The organism is Spirillospora sp. NPDC052269, assembly GCF_040679435.1.
GTDB lineage: Bacteria > Actinomycetota > Actinomycetes > Streptosporangiales > Streptosporangiaceae > Spirillospora.
The window spans coordinates 123,764-141,544 of sequence record NZ_JBFAUU010000022.1; the positions used below are offsets into that span (position 1 = coordinate 123,764).

14 protein-coding genes are annotated in these 17,781 nt (G+C 72.6%); 6 read left to right on the forward strand and 8 right to left on the reverse strand.

The annotated features are described in order from the left end of the window. Nucleotides 1–51 precede the first annotated feature (51 nt). From AB0L06_RS36835 to AB0L06_RS36845, 3 genes are all read right to left on the reverse strand, one after another. A complete protein-coding gene (locus AB0L06_RS36835) occupies nt 52–846 on the reverse strand; it encodes a class I SAM-dependent methyltransferase (protein WP_500235825.1) in 795 nt (264 codons plus the stop codon). Nucleotides 847–1,056: 210 nt separating this feature from the next. Continuing rightward, nucleotides 1,057–1,923, reverse strand: a complete 867-nt coding sequence (locus AB0L06_RS36840; RefSeq protein ID WP_500235826.1) for a lipoate--protein ligase family protein — start codon at nt 1,921–1,923, stop codon at nt 1,057–1,059. A gap of 203 nt (nt 1,924–2,126) precedes the next feature. Next, nucleotides 2,127–4,109 carry an acyl-CoA dehydrogenase family protein gene (locus AB0L06_RS36845; RefSeq protein WP_500235827.1) on the reverse strand — a complete coding sequence of 661 codons (1,983 nt, stop codon included), beginning with the start codon at nt 4,107–4,109 and terminating at the stop codon, nt 2,127–2,129. Nucleotides 4,110–4,296: 187 nt separating this feature from the next. Here AB0L06_RS36845 and AB0L06_RS36850 point away from each other — a divergent pair, with 187 nt between their 5' ends. From AB0L06_RS36850 to AB0L06_RS36860, 3 genes are all read left to right on the forward strand, one after another. Then, on the forward strand, nt 4,297–5,055 hold the full coding sequence (locus AB0L06_RS36850; protein ID WP_500235828.1) for an IclR family transcriptional regulator: 759 nt from the start codon (nt 4,297–4,299) through the stop codon (nt 5,053–5,055). A gap of 75 nt (nt 5,056–5,130) precedes the next feature. Further along, nucleotides 5,131–6,369 carry an MFS transporter gene (locus tag AB0L06_RS36855; protein WP_500235829.1) on the forward strand — a complete coding sequence of 413 codons (1,239 nt, stop codon included), beginning with the start codon at nt 5,131–5,133 and terminating at the stop codon, nt 6,367–6,369. Between the two features lie 113 nt (nt 6,370–6,482). Further along, a complete protein-coding gene (locus tag AB0L06_RS36860; RefSeq protein ID WP_500235830.1) occupies nt 6,483–7,889 on the forward strand; it encodes a polysaccharide lyase 6 family protein in 1,407 nt (468 codons plus the stop codon). Nucleotides 7,890–8,001: 112 nt separating this feature from the next. Here the strand turns inward: AB0L06_RS36860 and AB0L06_RS36865 are convergent, their stop codons facing one another. From AB0L06_RS36865 to AB0L06_RS36880, 4 genes are all read right to left on the reverse strand, one after another. Then, complete coding sequence (locus tag AB0L06_RS36865; protein ID WP_500235831.1) at nt 8,002–8,784, reverse strand: enoyl-CoA hydratase/isomerase family protein; 783 nt, start codon at nt 8,782–8,784, stop codon at nt 8,002–8,004. 96 nt (nt 8,785–8,880) lie between these two features. Next, on the reverse strand, nt 8,881–10,014 hold the full coding sequence (locus tag AB0L06_RS36870) for an acetyl-CoA C-acetyltransferase (protein WP_500235832.1): 1,134 nt from the start codon (nt 10,012–10,014) through the stop codon (nt 8,881–8,883). 224 nt (nt 10,015–10,238) lie between these two features. Further along, a complete protein-coding gene (locus tag AB0L06_RS36875) occupies nt 10,239–12,284 on the reverse strand; it encodes an MFS transporter (RefSeq protein WP_500235833.1) in 2,046 nt (681 codons plus the stop codon). A 172-nt stretch (nt 12,285–12,456) separates the two neighbouring features. Next, nucleotides 12,457–12,879 carry a hypothetical protein gene (locus tag AB0L06_RS36880; protein ID WP_500235834.1) on the reverse strand — a complete coding sequence of 141 codons (423 nt, stop codon included), beginning with the start codon at nt 12,877–12,879 and terminating at the stop codon, nt 12,457–12,459. Between the two features lie 101 nt (nt 12,880–12,980). Between AB0L06_RS36880 and AB0L06_RS36885 the strand changes: the two genes are divergently transcribed. The 3 genes from AB0L06_RS36885 to AB0L06_RS36895 all read left to right on the forward strand — a co-directional run bounded on the left by AB0L06_RS36885 (nt 12,981) and on the right by AB0L06_RS36895 (nt 15,318). Beyond that, nucleotides 12,981–13,142 (forward strand): hypothetical protein, encoded by a 162-nt coding sequence (locus AB0L06_RS36885; protein ID WP_500235835.1) that lies wholly within the window; start codon nt 12,981–12,983, stop codon nt 13,140–13,142. A gap of 276 nt (nt 13,143–13,418) precedes the next feature. Further along, entirely contained in the window at nt 13,419–14,234 is an 816-nt protein-coding gene (locus tag AB0L06_RS36890; protein ID WP_500235836.1) for a class I SAM-dependent methyltransferase, read from the forward strand. 103 nt (nt 14,235–14,337) lie between these two features. Continuing rightward, complete coding sequence (locus tag AB0L06_RS36895; RefSeq protein ID WP_500235837.1) at nt 14,338–15,318, forward strand: zinc-dependent alcohol dehydrogenase family protein; 981 nt, start codon at nt 14,338–14,340, stop codon at nt 15,316–15,318. A gap of 6 nt (nt 15,319–15,324) precedes the next feature. Here AB0L06_RS36895 and AB0L06_RS36900 read toward each other — a convergent pair whose 3' ends face one another. Further along, complete coding sequence (locus AB0L06_RS36900) at nt 15,325–17,574, reverse strand: ATP-binding SpoIIE family protein phosphatase (RefSeq protein WP_500235838.1); 2,250 nt, start codon at nt 17,572–17,574, stop codon at nt 15,325–15,327. Nucleotides 17,575–17,781 lie beyond the last annotated feature (207 nt).

A 17,781-nucleotide genomic window follows, 5' to 3' on the forward strand; every position in this document is an offset into this window, starting at 1 on the left:
GAACGCGTGCGCTCACGTCGGAACGCCGCCGCCGACCCTGAGGACGCGCGTTCACTTCGGAACGCGGGCCACGCAGAGGACGGTCTGCCCGAACGGCGGCTGGACGATCCGCTCGATGGCCCGGGTGGTCGGAATGACCGTCCGGTCGTAGATCTTGACGAGCCGGGGGTCCGGGTAGCCCGCGCCGCCGCGGCGGACGGCCGCCCACCAGGCGATGCCGCCGAGGAAGTTGATCGGCTTGAGCACGTCCGGCACCAGGCCCGCCTCGCGGACGGCCTTCCCCAGCGTGGCCGGCGTGTACCGCTGGACGTGGCCGACCTTGCGGTCGAAGTCGCCGTACAGCTGCATGTAGCCGGGGACCCAGATGACGATGCGGCCGCCGGGCTCGGTCACGGCGGCGAGGTCGCGCAGGGCCTGGACGTCGTCCTTGATGTGCTCAAGGACGTTCATCATCACGACGGTGTCGACCTTCTGCCGGATGTCGATCGTCGCGGGCAGCTCGAGGTCGAGGACCTCGACGTCGTCGTTGCCGTCGTAGCGCTTGCGCAGCTCACCGACGCAGTAGGGGTCGTTGTCGCTGACGACCAGGTAGTCGAGGCGGCCCGCGAACTGCTCGGAGAAGTGGCCGAGCCCGGAGCCGATCTCCAGGAGCTTGCGGCCCACGTGCGGCGCGACCATGTCGTACTCGTACTGGCGGTAGTTGCGCGCCTCGTCGCCGCCGAGGTGGTTCTCCAGCGCGCCCTCACCGGCGGCGGGCTGGACGACGTCCTCGCCCGCGGCGGGCGGCGCCGCCGGCCCGGCGGTCTGCTTCGGGCCGCTGCTCAGAAGGCTGAGGACGCCGCCCATGATGGTTTTCTTCTGACCTGGTGACTGCATACTTTCCCGCTCGCTCGGATGCTCTTCGGACTGGGCCGATGCCGATCTCGGGCACCAAGGTCGGGTCAGTCTACCCACAGTAGGCAACCCGGACGGTCCGTCGACGGCCTCACGCCAGGACGGGGAAAGCCCCAGGTCAAGGGGCGGTGAATGCCGCCTCTGCCCGTGGTTGACCTTGGATCAGCCGCCGGTGAACTCCCGGGCGGCTCGTCTAGGGCCCGCGGGCCTCGACAGGTTCCAGGTCACGTCCCCGTACCGGACGCTGTACAGATGGTCGCGGACGGCCTGCTCACCGGGATCCGGACGCCGGGTACGCGCGATTCCGTACACGTCCATGATCTCACTCAGGACGGCCGCGCGGACCGCGTCCAGTGTGATGGGCATCCCGAGGTCGGCCAGCGTGCGCCGTTCGCCCCCGCCGGGCGATGCCCCGGGGCCCCCGGCGGACGGCGGCATCAGGTACGCGGGCCCGTACGCGTTGATCGGCGTGACATGCACCGCGAGGTGGGTGAGCACGGCCTCCCTCGTCCGCAACCGCGCCGTCTGGACGATCCCGCCGCCCGCGAGGGCCTCCGGCGGGCAACCGAGCCGCCCGAGCGCCGTCCCGACGAGGACGTCCAGGTCCGGCCACTCCGCCGGGAATCGCCGCTCCCCCGCCCGAGGCCGCCTGACCAAGGAGAACAGGAGGGTTCCGGAGTCGGTGTAGACCGCCCCGCCCCCGCTGGCCCGCCGGACGACCCGGACCCCGTCCCGCGCGCACGCGGCGAGGTCCACGACCTCCTCGACGTTCTGGAAGCGTCCGATCACGACGCTCGGGGCGTTCTGCCACACCCGCAGCACCGGTCCTCGCTCCGCCGCCGCACTCCCGGACGGAGCGCCGAGCCGCGGCACGCCCGGTCGAGGCGGCGGCATCGTCCGCAGGCCCGGTGTCCTTCCCCCGCGGCGGACGGCCCGCCGCCCGCGCGGCCCGGGCACCCGCGCCAGGGCCTCGTCCAGCGCGAGGTTCCACGCCGGTTCCCGAACGTCGTCGACGATCATGCTGAGCATCCCGCCGTCCCTCCGCTCACCTCCGTGTCGGCCGTCTCGGCCGAGCTGGCCGCCGGGGCAGCCCGGCGACCGCACCAGTGCCGGGTGGCTGAAACATATCGACACACCGGTCCGATGACAGGCGGAGAGTTTTCATATGGTGACACTGTGCAATGATCCGCAGGTGGTCCGGCCCGACGCGCCCCTCCATCCCCCGCGAAGGGTCAGCTGATGAAGCGGTGCACGTCATCCCGTTCGCTCGGGCCGTGCTCGGCGGGCGCGATCCACGGGCCGGGCAGGGACGGGTCGAGCACGCCCTCCTCCAGCCAGGTGAAGTCGCCGTTCAGCACCTCGCGGGCGAGTCGCCCGTCCTCCACGTCGGTATTGCGCCACAGGCCGTCGAACAGCTCGTCCACCCGCACCCGCGACTGCCGGCAGAACACGTCCGCCAGCCGGATCGCCGAGACCCCCGGCTCGACGGCCCCGCCGACCGGGTCGCCTTCGGGATGGGCGTCGGCGTGGGCGCGCACGCAGACGGCGCTCATCGCGTACAGCTCCGCGCCGATGTCGACCATGCGGCCGAGGAAGCCCTGACGCCGCTCCAGCCCGCCCTGCCAGCGCGCCGCCGCGTAGAACGTGGAGCGGGCGAGCTTGCGCGAGGCGCGTTCGACGTAGCGCAGGTGCCCGGCCAGCGGCCCGAACTGGCCGTACGCGCCGGGACGCCGCCCGGAGCCGGTGACGAGCGTCGGCAGCCAGCGCGCGTAGAAGCCGCCGGCGCGCGCCGCCGCCCGCGCCTTGTCGCCGGGCGACGCGTCCGGGTCGATGATGTCCCCGGCCACCGACAGGTGCGCGTCCACGGCCTCGCGCGCGATCAGCAGGTGCATGATCTCGGTCGAGCCCTCGAAGATCCGGTTGATCCGCAGGTCGCGCAGCACCTGCTCGGCCGGGACCCCGCGCTCGCCGCGCGCCGCCTGCGACTCGGCGGTCTCGTAGCCCCGCCCGCCGCGCACCTGGACGAGCTCGTCGGCGATCCGGGAGGCCATCTCGGACGCCCAGAGCTTGGCGAGCGCCGCCTCGATCCGGATGTCGTTGCGCTCGTCGTCGGCGAGCTGACCGGACAGGTCGAGCATGGCCTCCAGCGCGTAGGCGGTCGCGGTGATGAACGCCACCTTCTTCGCGACCGCCTCGTGCTCCCCGACGGGACGTCCCCACTGGACGCGCTCGGCCGTCCACTCACGGGCGACCCTGGTGGCCCACTTCCCGGCCGCCGCGCACATCGCGGGCAGCGAGAGCCGTCCGGTGTTCAGCGTGGTCAGCGCCACCTTCAGGCCCGCGCCCTCGGGTCCGACCAGGTTCTCGGCCGGGACGCGGACGTCGTGGAACCGCGTCACGCCGTTCTCGATTCCGCGCAGCCCCATGAACACGTTGCGGTTCTCGACGGTGATGCCGGGGCTGCGCATGTCCACGACGAACGCGGAGATGCCGCCGCGGTGCCCCTCGCCCTTCGGGACGCGCGCCATCACCACGACCAGGTCGGCGATCACGCCGTTGGTCGTCCACAGCTTCACGCCGTTGAGGATGTACTCGTCGCCGTCCGGGACGGCGGTGGAGCGCAGCCGCGCCGGGTCGGACCCGACGTCCGGCTCGGTGAGCAGGAACGCGGTGACCGAACGCGCGCTGACCGGCAGCCACGCGGCCTTCTGCGCCGCGGAGCCGAACAGCTTGACCGGCTGCGGGACGCCGATGGACTGGTGCGCCGAGACGAGCGCGCCGATCGCCGGGCTGCACGAACCGATGATCATCAGGGCCCGGCCGTAGTGGTACTGGCTGAGCCCGAGCCCGCCGTACCGCTCCGGGACCTTCATGCCGAGCGCTCCCAGCTCGCGCAGGCCCTTGACAACGTCGTCCGGGATGCGGGCCTGCCGCTCGATCTGCGCCGGGTCGACCCGGGTGTCACAGAACTCCCGCAGCCGCGTCAGGAATTCGTCACCCTTCCGCCGGGCCTCGGCGTCCGGACGCGGATGCGGATGAATCAGGTCGAGCCGCAGGTCGCCCAGGAAGAGCTGCTTGCCGAAGCTGGGCAGCCGCCACTCGCTCTCCCGCGCCTCCTCGGCCACCCGGCGCGCGGTCCGCTCGTCCACCTGGGCGCCGCTCCCGGCGGCGCCGTCCTTCCGTGGTCCCGGCTGGGCGGCGTGCGGCTGGTTCATGCCGACTCCTCGGACGTGCTCCCGGAGGCTCTCCCCGTGAAGTTACTCCCGGGTGAAACCGCTGAGTAGGGCCCCGCACAAGACCGTCTTGACGAAAACCGCCTCCCGCTGCCACGGAAGGTGATCCAATGGTCGCGTACCGCCCATGTCTTGGCCACTGCCCGGCCAGAGAGGGTCGCTGTGCGTGATGGACGAGACACGGAGACCGACTCTCATCTCCTCGGTGCAGCGCGCGCTGCGTCTCATGGAGGCCGTGGCCTCGCACCCCAACGGCGCGCCCGCGAAGCAGTTGTCCCGCGAGGCGGGACTGCCGCTCGCCACCACCTACCACCTGCTCCGTACCCTCGCGCACGAGGGTTACGCGCTCCGCATGACCGACGGCTCCTGGGTGCTCGGCGACCGCGTCCACTCGCTGCAGGGACAGGCGCGCGCGCAGCAGCTGCTGACCCGGATCCGCCCGGCGCTGATCGCCCTGCGGGACGAGCTGGGCGTCGCGTCCTACTTCGGCATGCACGTGGACGACGAGATCCGCATCGTGGACATCGCGGACGGCCCGCGCGCCCCGCGCGTCGACCTGTGGGTCGGGTTCGACGAGGCCGCGCACGCGACCGCGATCGGCAAGTGCATGCTCGGCCAGCTCGACGAGGACCGCCGCCGCGACTACCTGGCCCGGCACCCGCTGGTCGACCTGACGCCGCACACGATCACCGAGCCGCGCCGCCTGATGCAGCTGCTGAACACGCAGGCGGACCTCAGCCTCGACCATGAGGAGTACGCGCTCGGCACCGGCTGCGCGGCCGTCCCGGTCACCGACGCGACGGGCAGCGTCGTCGGCGCGCTCGCGATCTCGTGCCGTTCGACGAAGCTGGCGAAGGTGGAGGCGCGGATCCACCACATGCAGGCGACGGCGGCGCGGATCCAGCGCACCCTCAGCCTCACCCTCTGAGACGCGTGTAACCGTCGAAGCGGTATTGACGCGTTGCAGCCTGCCGCCCTACGGTCGTGACTGTCATTTTTTATTATGACAGTCACGGAGGTCGTGGTGACACGGAACCGGCTGCCTCGCGGCGTCTGGCTGCTGGCCGTGGCGCGGGCCGTGAACCGGCTGGGCGCGTTCTCGGTGCCGTTCCTCGCGGCGCTCACCGTCGGCCGCTTCGGCGCGAGTCCGGCGACGGCCGGGCTGGTCACGGCCGCGTTCGGGGTGGCGACGATACCGTCCCGGCTGCTCGGCGGACGGCTCGCCGACCGGATCGGCCGCCGCCGCTCGATCGTCCTCGGGCTGGCCGGGTGCGCGGTCGCTCAGCTCGCCATCGCCGCCGCCGGGACGACCTGGCAGGTGCTGGCCTTCGCCGTGCTGCTCGGACTGGTCTACGAGATCTACGAGCCGGCGAGCCAGGCCCTGATCGCCGACGCCGTCGCCCCGGCCGACCGGGCCCGCGCCTACAGCCTGTTCAGCGCCGCGCTCGCCGCCGGGGGCACGGGCGCCGGGCTGATCGCGGCCGCCGTCGGACGCTGGGACCTGCGCTGGCTGTTCGTGATCGACGCCGCGTCCTGCCTGGCCTGCGCGGTGGTGGTGCGACGCGTTTTGCCGCTGGACCGACCGCTGCGCAGCGGGACGCGGCGCGACGGCCCGTCGCCCTGGCGGGACCGGGCGCTACTCGCGCTGCTCGGCACCGGGACGTTCTACGCCCTCGTCTTCACGCAGGTCACGGTCGCCCTGCCGCTGTCGATGGCGCACAGCGGACGGGACGCCGCCGACGCCGGGATCCTGTTCACCGTCTCGGCCGTCACCACGGTCGCGGGCCAGCCGCTGCTGCGCCTCGGACGGCTGGCCGTGCTGTCCACGCCGGTGATGCTCGCGTCCGGCTGCGTCCTGCTGGCCGCGGGGTTCACCGGCTACGCGTTCACGCGGGGGCTCATCCCGCTCGCGGTGGCGACCGTCGTGTGGAGCCTCGGCGACCTGCTCATCTTCGGGCGCGTGTACGCCGCCGTCGCCGGGATCGCCCCACCGGACGGACGCGGCCACTACCTATCCGTGTACGGCCTGAGCTGGGGTTTCGCGGGGATCGCGGCTCCGGTCACGGCGACGCAGATCCTGCAGAACGCGGGCGTGACCGCACTGTGGACGAGCACCGCCGCGCTCTGCCTCGTCCTCGCGGTGCTCCAGTTCGTCCTGATACGACCGCTTCTGCCGGACGCGTCGCCCGACGTGGCCGAGGAGGCCGTGCGGGCGGAGGCGCTTCCCGTTCTTCAGGATTGAGCGGGTGTACGTGGGTTGAACAGTCGTGTCGCAGTTGACGCTTTCGTCCCCGCGCCCGGCCGCTCCGCTTCTACACTGCCGCGAGCCCACGCGATCACGGAGGTCACTCGACGATGCGACGGACGGCACGGATCTCGGCACTCACGGCGGGCGCGGGCGTGCTCGCCTGCGGGGCCACGGCGGCCGTCGCGGTCGCCCTCACGGGCGGCGGGCAGGGCGCGGCGGTCTCGGCGGTGGCCGGACGGACCGTCCTGGCGTCCTCGCCGGCGGACCTGCAGAAGCAGGTCGCCGCGGCGCGTCCGGGCGACACCGTCCTTCTCCGGGACGGCACGTACGCCCTGTCCAAGCCCGTGACGATCACCGGACGCGCCGGGACGAAGCAGGCGCGGATCACGGTCGGCGCGCAGCACACGGGCAAGGTCGCCCTCACGGGGACGGCCGGGATCACGCTGTCCCACTCGCCCTACGTGACCGTCGCCGGGTTCGTCTTCCGCACGCGGGAGGCCCCGGGCGTGCCCGCCGACTCCCCCGGCGTCCGGTTCACGCGCAACACCTTCCAGCTGGCCGAGCCCGCGACGAAGAACAACTGGGTGAGCGTCGAGGGCGACGACGTCCAGATCGACCACAACACGTTCGCGCACAAGCGGTCCCAGGGCGTCTTCCTGCAGATCAACGGGCCGGGGAAGACCATGGCCCAGCGGACGCGCGTGAACGCCAACCTGTTCACCGACCACGGCTACACGGGCTCGAACGGCGGCGAGTGCATCCGCCTCGGGTACGGCGACAAGGGCGCGGTCCCGGCGCACGCGACCATCGAGGGCAACCTGCTGGACCGCGCGAACGGCGATGCCGAGGGAATCTCGGTGAAGTCGTCCGGCAACGTCGTCCGGTACAACACGTTCCGGAACAGCAAGGGCTGGATCGTGCTGCGCTTCAGCAACGACTCGCAGGTCTACGGGAACGACCTGTTCGGGACGTCCGGCATCCGTTTCTATGGGCGCGGCCACGACATCCACACCAATTACGTGGAGGGTGGCGTGACCGTGGGTGGCGGCACGTCCGACCCGAATGCCTACTGGCCCGCCGACCATGTCCGATTCACGCACAACACCGTCCTGGGCCAGGTGAAGAGCGACCACTCGGGCGGCGGCAAGGCGCATGACCTGGTCTTTGCCGACAACGTCGTCCGGACGGCGAAGGCCCCGGCTGTGAACCTGAGCGTCCTGAAGTCGAGTTTCGCGGGCAATCTGTTCTTCGCGCCCGCGAGTGGTGCGCCGGGCGTCCCGGCGTCCGGCTACCGGTTCGCGGACCCGAAGCTGAAGCTCAGCGGCGGCCTCCAGCATCTGGTCAAGGGCAGCCCTGCCGTGAACGCCGCGAAGAACGCGTTCCCGGGCACCGGAACGGACATCGACGGCCAGCCCGCGACCGGGACCGCCGACATCGGCGCCGACGAACTCTCCACGGCCCACGTCGCCCGCACGCCGCTGACCATCGCGAACGTCGGGCCGTCCGCTCCCTGACGTCCGCCGGCCGGTCGTCGGCCGGACGCCCGTCGCCCCGGGCGTCCGGCCGGCGGCCTCTTCAACCTCGGCGGGCTCTTCAACCTCGGCGGGCTCAGCGGCCTCTTCGGGCTCAACGGCCCTTGAAGTCGGGTTCGCGGCGTTCGAGGAAGGCGGTGATGCCCTCCTTGGCATCCTCGGTCGCGGCCAGTTCGACCAGCTCACCGAGCAGGTACTCGACGGCGTCGTCCAGCGGGCGGCCCTCGACGGCGAAGAACGCGTCCCGGCCGCGCCGCAGCCCGACCGGCGACTTCGCCGCGATCACGCGGGCCAGCCCGTCCACGCGGGCGTCCAGCTCGGCGCGCGGGACGACCTCGGTGACCAGGCCGATCTCGCGGCCCTCGGCGGCGGTGATCCGCTCGCCGGTGTAGTAGAGCTTGAACGCGTGCTTGGGCGCGACGTTCCGGTTGATGATCGCCATGATCATCATGGGCCAGAGCCCGACGTTGACCTCGGGCGTCGCCAGCTTCACGTCGTCCGCCGCGACCACCAGGTCGCACGCGGCGGCGAGGCCGAGGCCGCCCGCGACGGCGTGCCCGGCGAGCCGCGCGATCACCGGCTTGCCGATCGCCGGGAACGCGGTGAACAGGCGGAACGGCGCGCTCGCCCGCAGCTCCTCGCGGGTCGCCGCCACCCCGGACGCCGCCAGCCCGCCCAGGTCGGCCCCGGCGCAGAACGCCCGGTCCCCCGCCCCGGTGAGGACGATGACCCGCGCCTCGCCGTCGTCTCGTGCGCGCGCGAAGGCGTCGAGCAGCTCGTCCACCATCGTGTCGTTCAGCGAGTTCCGCGCGTCCGGACGGTTCAGCGTGATGCGCGCGATCCGCTCGGACACCGAGTACAGGATCGTCGAGTACACAGGCCCTCCCAAGAAGAACGGGCGGGACCACCCGCGTGGTCCCGCCCGAACGATGCCAGAAGCCGAGCCTCAGCGGCAGGGCTCAGAGGCGGCGCGTCAGAGGCGCTCGATGATGGTGGCGTTGGCCTGGCCGCCGCCCTCGCACATCGTCTGCAGGCCGTAGCGGGCGCCGGTGCGCTCCAGCTCGTGCAACAGCTTGGTCATCAGGATGCCGCCGGTCGCGCCCAGCGGGTGGCCGAGGGCGATCGCGCCGCCGTTCGGGTTGGTCTTCTCCAGGGACGCGCCGGTCTCGTGCGCCCACGCCATCGGCACCGGCGCGAACGCCTCGTTGACCTCGAACACGTCGATGTCGTCGATGGACAGGCCGCCCTTGGCGAGGGCCTTCTCGGTCGCCGGGATCGGGCCGGTCAGCATGTAGACCGGGTCCGAGCCGGTGACGGCGAGGGTGTGGATGCGGGCGCGCGGGGTGAGGTTGTGCCGCCGGACCGCCTCCTCGGACGCGATGAGCAGCGCGGACGCGCCGATGGAGATCTGCGACGCCACGGCCGCGGTGATGACGCCGTCCTCGCGCAGCGTCTTGAGCGACGCCATCTTCTCGAGGGTGGTGTCGGGGCGGGCGCCCTCGTCCTTGGCGAGCCCGGCGAGCGGGGCGATCTCGCGGTCGAAGTGCCCGGCCTCGATCGCCCGCGCGGCGCGCTGGTGCGACTCGAGCGCGAACCTCTCCAGGTCCTCGCGGCTGTAGCCCCACTTCTCGGCCATCAGCTCCGCGCCGCGGAACTGCGAGATCTCCTGCATGCCGTAGCGCTCGGCCCAGCCCTCGCCGTACGGGAAGTCGAGGCCCTGCACGATGGACGCGCCCATCGGCACCTTGGCCATGTGCTCGACACCGGACGCGACGACCAGGTCCTGCGTGCCGGACAGCACGCCCTGCGCGGCGAAGTGGATCGCCTGCTGGGACGAGCCGCACTGGCGGTCGATGGTCACGCCGGGCACGTTCTCCGGCAGCCCGGCCGACAGCCACGCGGTGCGCGCGATGTCCAGGGCCTGGCCGCCGACCTGCATCACGCAGCCCATGATGTTGTCCTCGACCGCGGACGGGTCGACGCCGGTGCGGTTGACCAGCTCCTTGAGGACGTGCGCGCCGAGGTCGGCGGGGTGAACGTCCTTCAGTGCGCCCTTCTTGGTACCGACGGGGGTACGGACCGCGCCGACGATGTACGCCTCGGCCACTGCGCCTCCAAAAGCCAGGGTTGTGGTTCCGTCCCGAAACCGAGTGAGATTCGGTCAGTCAGTATGAGATTACCGCGCCCATGACGCAATCCCGTGTGACCTGGGTCTCGGATCTCCATCCGGACGGTCAGCCCCGCCCGGCGGCCAGGTTAGTGGAGGCGTGGCAGGGCCGCGCGAGCCGCCCGTCCCGGCAGTGTGAGCGGTTGGGGGTCGAGGCCGTCCGGCTAGTGGGAGCGGTGGCGGCGGTGGGCACGGTGGCGTCCACCGGTGCCGTAGACCTCCCGCCCCTCGGTGTCGTCGCCCAGCGTCGCGCGGGTGAGCCGCTCGAGGACGTCGGCGAGCTCCGGGTTCTCGTCCGGGGACCAGTCGGAGATCTGCCGGGCCAGCCCGGCGCGCCGCGCCTCGACCAGCCGGGAGGCGACCGCCGTCCCCCGCTCGGTCGGGGCGAGGACACCCTCCTCGGACGTCACCAGCCCCTGGTCCACCAGCCCCCGGACGTGCGGACGGCCGTCCTCGACCGTCACCCCGGCGCGTTCGGCCAGCTCCTGGCCGGAAACCGAGCGATCCCGGGCGATCCGGCACAGGGCCCACATCTGGGCGGGCGGCAGATCCACCCCGGCGGCCTTCGCGAGCCGCGCGTACAGCTCCAGCGCCTCCGGATCGTGCCGGATGAGCTCGCTGAGCGCCCGCTCGGCCTCGTGCCGCGACGACCCGTCCCCGGGGGCCGCGACGGCCTGGGCCGACACCGCGGCCGAACGCAGCGGCGTCTCCTTCATGAACCAGGTCAGCACGCACGCGGCGAGCGCGACGGGCACCGCCCAGAGGAACACCGTGGAGATCGCGTCCGAGTAGGCGTGCAGGATGTCGGTGCGGACGTTCGGCGGCAGCTTGTTCATCAGCTTCGGCTCGCCCTGGACGGCCGTCAGGTCGAACCCGGGCGGCAGCTCGCCCTTGCGCGCCAGCGCGGCGATGTTGTCCGCGAGCCGGTTGGCGAACACCGTCCCGAACGCGGCGACGCCGAACGACCCGCCGATCTGCCGGAAGAACGTCACGCCGGACGTCGCCGCGCCGAGGTCGGCGTAGGGGACCCGGTTCTGGACGGCGATGACCAGCACCTGCATGACCAGGCCGAGCCCGAAGCCGAGCAGCGCGAGCCGCAGGCTCATCGTCCACGTGGACGACTCGACCCCCAGCCGCGACAGCAGGAACAGGGCCACCGCCACGAGCGGCGTGCCCACGACCGGGTAGACCCGGTACCTCCCCGTCCGGCTGATCAGCTGCCCGGACCCGATCGAGGCGACCAGCAGCCCGAGCATCATCGGCAGCAGGTGGACGCCCGACAACGTCGGGGACACACCGTGCACGACCTGCAGGAACAGCGGGATGTAGACCATCGCGCCGAACATCGCGAAGCCGATCACGAACCCGATCGCCGAGGACAGGTTGAACGTCGAGTCGCGGAACAGCCGGAGCGGGATGATCGGCTCCGCCGCGCGGTGCTCGGCCCACACCCAGGCCACGATCAGCGCGACCGCGAGGACGCCGAGCCCGATGATCTGCGGCGACGCCCAGGGGTACGTCGTCCCGCCCCAGGTCGTCATCAGGACCAGCGCCACCGACCAGCCGATGATCAGCGCCGTGCCCAGGTAGTCGATGGCGTGCCGGTGCCGCTCGGACGGCGCGTGCAGCGCGAACGCGATCGCGACCAGCGCGAGCAGCCCGACCGGCAGGTTGATGTAGAACACCCAGTGCCAGGACAGGTTGTCCACGAACCAGCCGCCGAGCAGCGGCCCGCACACGCTGGACACCCCGAACACCGCGCCGAACAGGCCCTGGTAGCGGCCCCGCTCGCGGGGCGGCACCACGTCCCCGACGATCGCGATCGCCAGCACCATCAGGCCGCCGCCGCCCACGCCCTGGATCGCCCGGAACGCGATCAGCTGGTCCATGCTCGCCGACAGGCCACACAGCGCCGACCCCACCAGGAAGATCACGATGGACGCCTGGAACAGCCGTTTGCGCCCGTACTGGTCGCCGAGCTTCCCCCAGAGCGGCGTGCACGCCGTCGACGACAGCAGGTACGCCGTCACCACCCACGACAGGTGGTTCAGCCCGCCGAGGTCCCCCACGATCGTCGGCAGCGCCGTCGACACGATCGTCTGGTCCAGCGCGGCCAGCAGCATCGAGAGCATCAGCGCGCCGAGGACGACGCCCAGCTCCCGTCCCTGCGGCATCTGCCGGGCGGGTTCCTCTACCGCGGCTGTGGACATCCCGTCACCCCCAAGGCGCCCGGTCCCCCCGAACCGTCCGTTCGGAGGGGACCTACCCCGGGCGGGGCAAAGATCACGTGATGCCCTGGTCGGCAGAACCCCAGGCGGCGGGGTCCGGACGCTCAGAAACGAGGGTGCTCAGGAGAGGAGGGTGCTCAGGAGAGGAGGGCGCTCAGGAGGCGGGGCCGCGGGTCACCAGGTCGCGGGTGACCTTGGCGGCGCCGAGGGCTGCGGTGCCGCCGGCGATGCCGATGGCGCCCGCGGAGACCCACAGGGGAAGGCCGGGACGGCTGCGGAGGCCGTTCACGGTGTCCAGGCCGTCCACGACGAGGCCGAGGCGGGCCCAGGTCTTGCGGGCATGGCCCCGGCTCAGCAGGTAGCCCGCGCCGAGGGCGATCTCGCGGGCGGCGAACATGCGGGTGACATAGTCGCGTCCCGCGTCCGTGTCCTTGCCGAGGCCCATGGCCTTCACGGTCAGTTTCGGGGCGGCGAACGCGGTGAGGCCCAGCGCGACCCGGCCGCGGGCGACGTTCAGCATGACCGCGTCGAGCCGCTCGGCGACGCCCTTGTTCTTGGTTTCCGTCACATCAGCCACGAACGGGAGGTTATCCCCCGGGGCGACCGGCCGGTAACCCACCTGTGACCGAGTTATCGTCGGGGGTGAAGGCCCGTCCCCCCGAACGAAGGTGGCCGTTCATGCAAGCACTGCTCGCCCTGATCGTCACGGGGCTGCTGGTCGCCTTCTGCGTCCGGTGGGTCGCGGCGCGGCTGAAGCTGGGCTCGCCGACGCGGATGGCCGTGATCGTCGTGTTCGCGCTGGTCGCGCTCGCCCTCTTCGGCCACCAGCTGGGCAGCTAGCCCACCAGGACGGACGGACGCCCACCCCCGGCCGGGCACACCGGCACACCGGACACGCCCGAACGAGCGGACGGACACCTGCGGCCGACTCCGGCCGCGACCGGCGGAAACCGGTGGAGATGTTCTACATCGAAGTCGAACCTATGGCCGTGTCACGGAGTCATAACTGACGAAACCGGTTTCAGCCCTCCACGCCGCCGCCACAGGTCGTCGACCTGCGGCGGGCGGAGGGGGACCCCGCCGCTTCGCCGCCCCGAGCCGAGGGAGAGTCCTGACGTGCCGCATCCGGCGACCACACTCCACGAGCCCGGCCGCACCGTCGCGCCCCATCTGCGGCGGCTGCTCGAGTTCGCCGAGCCCCGCGCCGACGACGTCTGCCTGGACGTCGCGCGCGGCCCGGGCCCGTTGCCCGGGGCGCTCGCCGGGCTGGTGCGGCGGGTCACGGCGGTGGACGCGATGCCCCCGCGCCGTCCACGGACCCCCCGGACGCCCACGACGACCTTCGCGACCGGCCCGGTGCGCATCGCCGACCTCGGCGACGAGCCGCTCGACGCCGTCCCGCCGTCCGCCGGGTCGCCGCTGGAGGTGCGCCACCTGCCGCGCGGCGCCGTCCACGCCGACGCGTGCGCGCTGCCCTACCAGGACCGCTCGTTCTCCCTGGTCACGACCAGGTTCGCACTGTTCCGCCTGGGTTGCCCCGAGCAGATGCTGCGGGAGCTGCTGCGGGTCTGCCGCCGGGACGGGCGGATCGTGATCGCCGACCTCGTGCGCGGCAACACCGCCGGAACCGACCGCGACCGGATCGAGCGGCTGCGCGACCCGAACCACCCCGGCACGCCGTCCATCGCGGGCCTCACCGAGCTGATCGTGTCGGCGGGCGCGAACGTCCAGCGCCTGGACGTGTTCGCCATCGAGCGCCCGCTGGAGCCGTGGCTGGCCGGGGCGTCCGATCCCGACGCCGCCGACGTGATCCGCACCGAGATGCTGGACGAGGTGGACGGCGGCCCCCGCACCGGCGCCAAACCGCGCATCATCGGCGGCGAGCTCTGGTTCACCCAGTCCTGGGCGCACCTGGCCGCCGAGCCCATCTAGGGCCACCGGCGGACCTCCGCCCAGCCGATCCAGCCCCGGCCCGCCCAGGGCCACCGCCCGCCCGGTCCGAGTCATCGCGGACGCCGCGGCGTAGCGTGGACTCATGCGCGCGTGGACGGTTCCCGAACCGGGAACGCTGCAGCGGACCGAGCTGGACGTGCCCGAACCTGGCCCCGGCGAACTGCTCGTGCGGGTCCTGGCGTGCGGGGTGTGCCGTACCGACCTGCACGTCCTGGACGGCGACCTGCCCGTCCACCGCCGCGGCGTCGTGCCCGGCCACGAGATCGTGGGCGAGGTCGTGGCCGCCGGCCCGGACTGCCTGCGCCGGCCCGGGGACCGCGTCGGCATCGCCTGGCTGCGCGGCACGTGCGGGGCCTGCCGGTTCTGCCGCCGGGGCCGGGAGAACCTGTGCGAGCGCTCGGTCTACACCGGCTGGGACGCCGACGGCGGCTACGCCGAGTTCACGCTCGGCGTCGACGCGTTCGCCTACCCGCTGCCCGAGGGCCTGGACATCGCCCACACCGCGCCGCTGCTCTGCGCGGGGATCATCGGCTACCGGGCCCTGCGCAGCACCGACCTCCCGCCCGGCGGACGCCTCGGCATCTGGGGCTTCGGCGGCTCGGCCCACCTGACCGCGCAGATCGCCCTCGCCGAGGGCGCGGAGCTGCACGTCCACACGCGCAGCAAGGAGGACCGCGCGCTCGCGCTCGACCTCGGCGCGGCATGGGTGGGCGACTCGTTCGACATCGGCCCGTCCCCGCTGGACGCCGCGATCTGCTTCGCGCCCGCCGGGGAACTCGTCCCGGCCGCGCTCGAACGGCTCGACCGCGGGGGCACGCTGGCCGTCGCGGGCATCCACCTCTCCGACATCCCGTCGCTGAACTACCAGCGCCACCTGTTCCAGGAGCGCGGGCTGCGGTCGGTCACGGCCAACACCCGCGCGGACGGCGAGGAGTTCCTCACCCTCGCCGCCCGCCTGAACCTGCGGGTCACCACGCACGAGTACCCGCTGGACGAAGCCGACCGGGCCCTCGACGACCTGCGCGCCGACCGCTTCGCCGGCGCCGCCGTCCTGATCCCCTGACCGTCGCTAACGCAACGGAAGCTGGAACCAGACCGCCTTGCCGTCCTGGGTGGGACGGGCTCCCCAGCGGGTGGCGAGCTGGTCGACCAGGTACAGGCCGCGGCCGCCCTCGTCGGTCTCGCCCGCGCTGCGGATGCGCGGCAGGCGCATGTCGGTGTCGAAGACCTCGACCCACACGGCGTCCGCGCCCCTGCGGAGGCGGACCCGGAACTCCTTGGTGGGGGGTTCGCGGCGGCCGAGGTCGGCGCCCAGCGGGTCGGGGTCGAGGTTCCAGTCGTCCTCGTCCAGGTTGAAGTGCACCTGGGGTCCGCCGTCCAGCACCAGTTCGCGCCGGGGGGCGGGGGTCGTGGTGGCGTGCAGGACGACGTTGGTGACGACCTCGGAGACCAGCAGGCACGCGAGTTCGGCCTGCTCGGCGGGCATTCCCCAGGCGGCGAACGCGTCCGACGCCATCCGCCGCGCCTCCGACACCATGATCGGCTCGGCCGGGAAGGTGCGGTCGGCGACGGCCAGCTCGTCCGGCGCCGTGCGGATCACCACGATCGCGACGTCGTCGGCGATGTCGCCGGGGATGGCGTCGTAGGCCGCCCCCGCGATCGTCTCCACGTCCTTGCGCGCGACGTTCGCGACGGCCCTGCGGACCGCCTCGCGCGCCTGCTCGCGGGTGTGGTAGCCGCCGTCGTCGCGCGGACGCCGGTCGATCAGCCCGTCGGTGTACAGGACAAGGGTGGAGCCGGGCTTCAGCTCGGCGGTCTCCTCGTTGAACAGGATCTCGCCGCCGATGCCCTGGGCGCGGACGCCCAGCATCGCGCCCTCGCTCTCGAACTCCAGGTCGTGCACCTCGCCGTCGACGACCAGCAGGGGCGGGTCGTGCCCGGCGTTGGCGAACTCCAGCACCCGCGACCACGCGTCGTACACGAAGTAGGTGCAGGAGACCAGCGGCGGGCGGACGAGGTCGTCGTTGCTCCAGCCGGACGTGATCCGGGAGGGCCGGGTCATCGTGCGGACCCACTCGTCCAGCTTGCGCAGGATGTCGGCGGGTGGCTTGTCGTCCTGCGCGAACGCGCGCAGGGCCGCGCGGAGCTGGCCCATCACGGCGGCGGCCCGCGCGCCGCGGCCCTCGACGTCGCCGATGACCAGGCCGACGCGTCCGGCCGACAGCGGGATCACGTCGTACCAGTCGCCGCCGACCTGGGTCTGGATGCCGTGGCCGTGCGACTCCAGCGGACGGGCGGGCTCGTACCGCCAGGCGATCTGGAGGCCGTCCAGCTTGGGCGGGCGCTCGCCGGGCAGCAGGTGCTTCTGGAAGGCGAGCGCGGTCTCGCGCTCCTCCTCGAACAGCAGCGCGTTGTCGACGGCGAGCGCGATCCGGGACGCGATGGCGCCGATCAGGTCGCGGTCGAAACCGTCGTAGTGCGGGTCCGGGCGTCGGGACAGGTTCGACAGCGCCAGCGACATCACGCCGAGCAGCTCGCCGCGCGCGATCAGCGGCGCGGCGATCACCGAGGTGATGCCCATCGCGTCGCCGAGCCGCTGGGACTCCTGCGTGGGCGCGGAGAACCGGTGCTGGAGCATGTCCTCGACCAGGACGGCGTCGCGCCGGTTCATCGCGCGGGTGGCGAAGTGGCCGGGCGGGTACGACACCGGCTCGCCGGTCTCGGCCCAGGTGCCGGGGGGCGGCTCCCAGCCGCCCGCGTGCGCCGACACGCGCCGGTACAGCCGGTCGCCGCCGAACAGGTCGATGAAGCAGTGGTCGGCGAACTGCGGGACGAGCGTCTCGGCGACCCGCTGCAGGGTCGCGGCCAGCTCCAGGGACGCCGACAGCCGCTCGCCGATGCGCTCCAGCAGGCCGTACCGGTCCTGCTCGCGCTGGTTGGAGCGGAGCGCCTCGCGGGCGAAGATCACGATGCCGTCCACCGCGCCCGAAGGGTGCCGCAGCGGGACGGCGTGCGCGCGGGTGTAGACGGTCGAGCCGTCCGCGCGCTGGTTGCAGAAGGTGCCTTCCCAGACGCCGCCCTTGAGCACGTGCTTGGCCAGCTCGGTGGCCTGCTCGTGGTCCTCCTCGGCGATGCCGAGGGACAGGATCGAGTGCCCGATGACCTCGTCCCCGCCGAACCCGAACAGCTGCCGCGCGAAGTGGTTGCCGTAGATCACATTGGAGAACCGGTCGCACACCACGACCGCCATCTCCATCTGGGCGAGGACGGTCTCGGGCGGCAGGAGCGCCTCGAACGGCGGCTCACCCCAACGCTTCATGATCCGCCACACTCCCCGGGGGCGACGCGCCGGCCCGGGGCGGGGCGCGCCCCGGTACCCGTTCCGACCTCGCCGGTCTCCGCTCGTCCGCTCACCACAGCCCTTCCGCGCGACGCGTCCCGGGGCGGACGGACTGGCCGACCCGCGCCGGACGCCACTTGAGGTATTGAACGACGATCCGGCGCGCTGGACGCGCCGGTTCGTGGC

Coding starts and splice junctions, on each gene's coding strand:
- AB0L06_RS36895 (WP_500235837.1), top strand. CDS start 14,338: ATGCGCGCGTGGACGGTTCCCGAACCGGGAACGCTGCAGCGGACCGAG.
- AB0L06_RS36900 (WP_500235838.1), bottom strand. CDS start 17,574: ATGAAGCGTTGGGGTGAGCCGCCGTTCGAGGCGCTCCTGCCGCCCGAG.
- AB0L06_RS36855 (WP_500235829.1), top strand. CDS start 5,131: ATGACAGTCACGGAGGTCGTGGTGACACGGAACCGGCTGCCTCGCGGC.
- AB0L06_RS36885 (WP_500235835.1), top strand. CDS start 12,981: ATGCAAGCACTGCTCGCCCTGATCGTCACGGGGCTGCTGGTCGCCTTC.
- AB0L06_RS36875 (WP_500235833.1), bottom strand. CDS start 12,284: ATGTCCACAGCCGCGGTAGAGGAACCCGCCCGGCAGATGCCGCAGGGA.
- AB0L06_RS36840 (WP_500235826.1), bottom strand. CDS start 1,923: ATGCTCAGCATGATCGTCGACGACGTTCGGGAACCGGCGTGGAACCTC.
- AB0L06_RS36835 (WP_500235825.1), bottom strand. CDS start 846: ATGGGCGGCGTCCTCAGCCTTCTGAGCAGCGGCCCGAAGCAGACCGCC.
- AB0L06_RS36850 (WP_500235828.1), top strand. CDS start 4,297: ATGGACGAGACACGGAGACCGACTCTCATCTCCTCGGTGCAGCGCGCG.
- AB0L06_RS36860 (WP_500235830.1), top strand. CDS start 6,483: ATGCGACGGACGGCACGGATCTCGGCACTCACGGCGGGCGCGGGCGTG.
- AB0L06_RS36845 (WP_500235827.1), bottom strand. CDS start 4,109: ATGAACCAGCCGCACGCCGCCCAGCCGGGACCACGGAAGGACGGCGCC.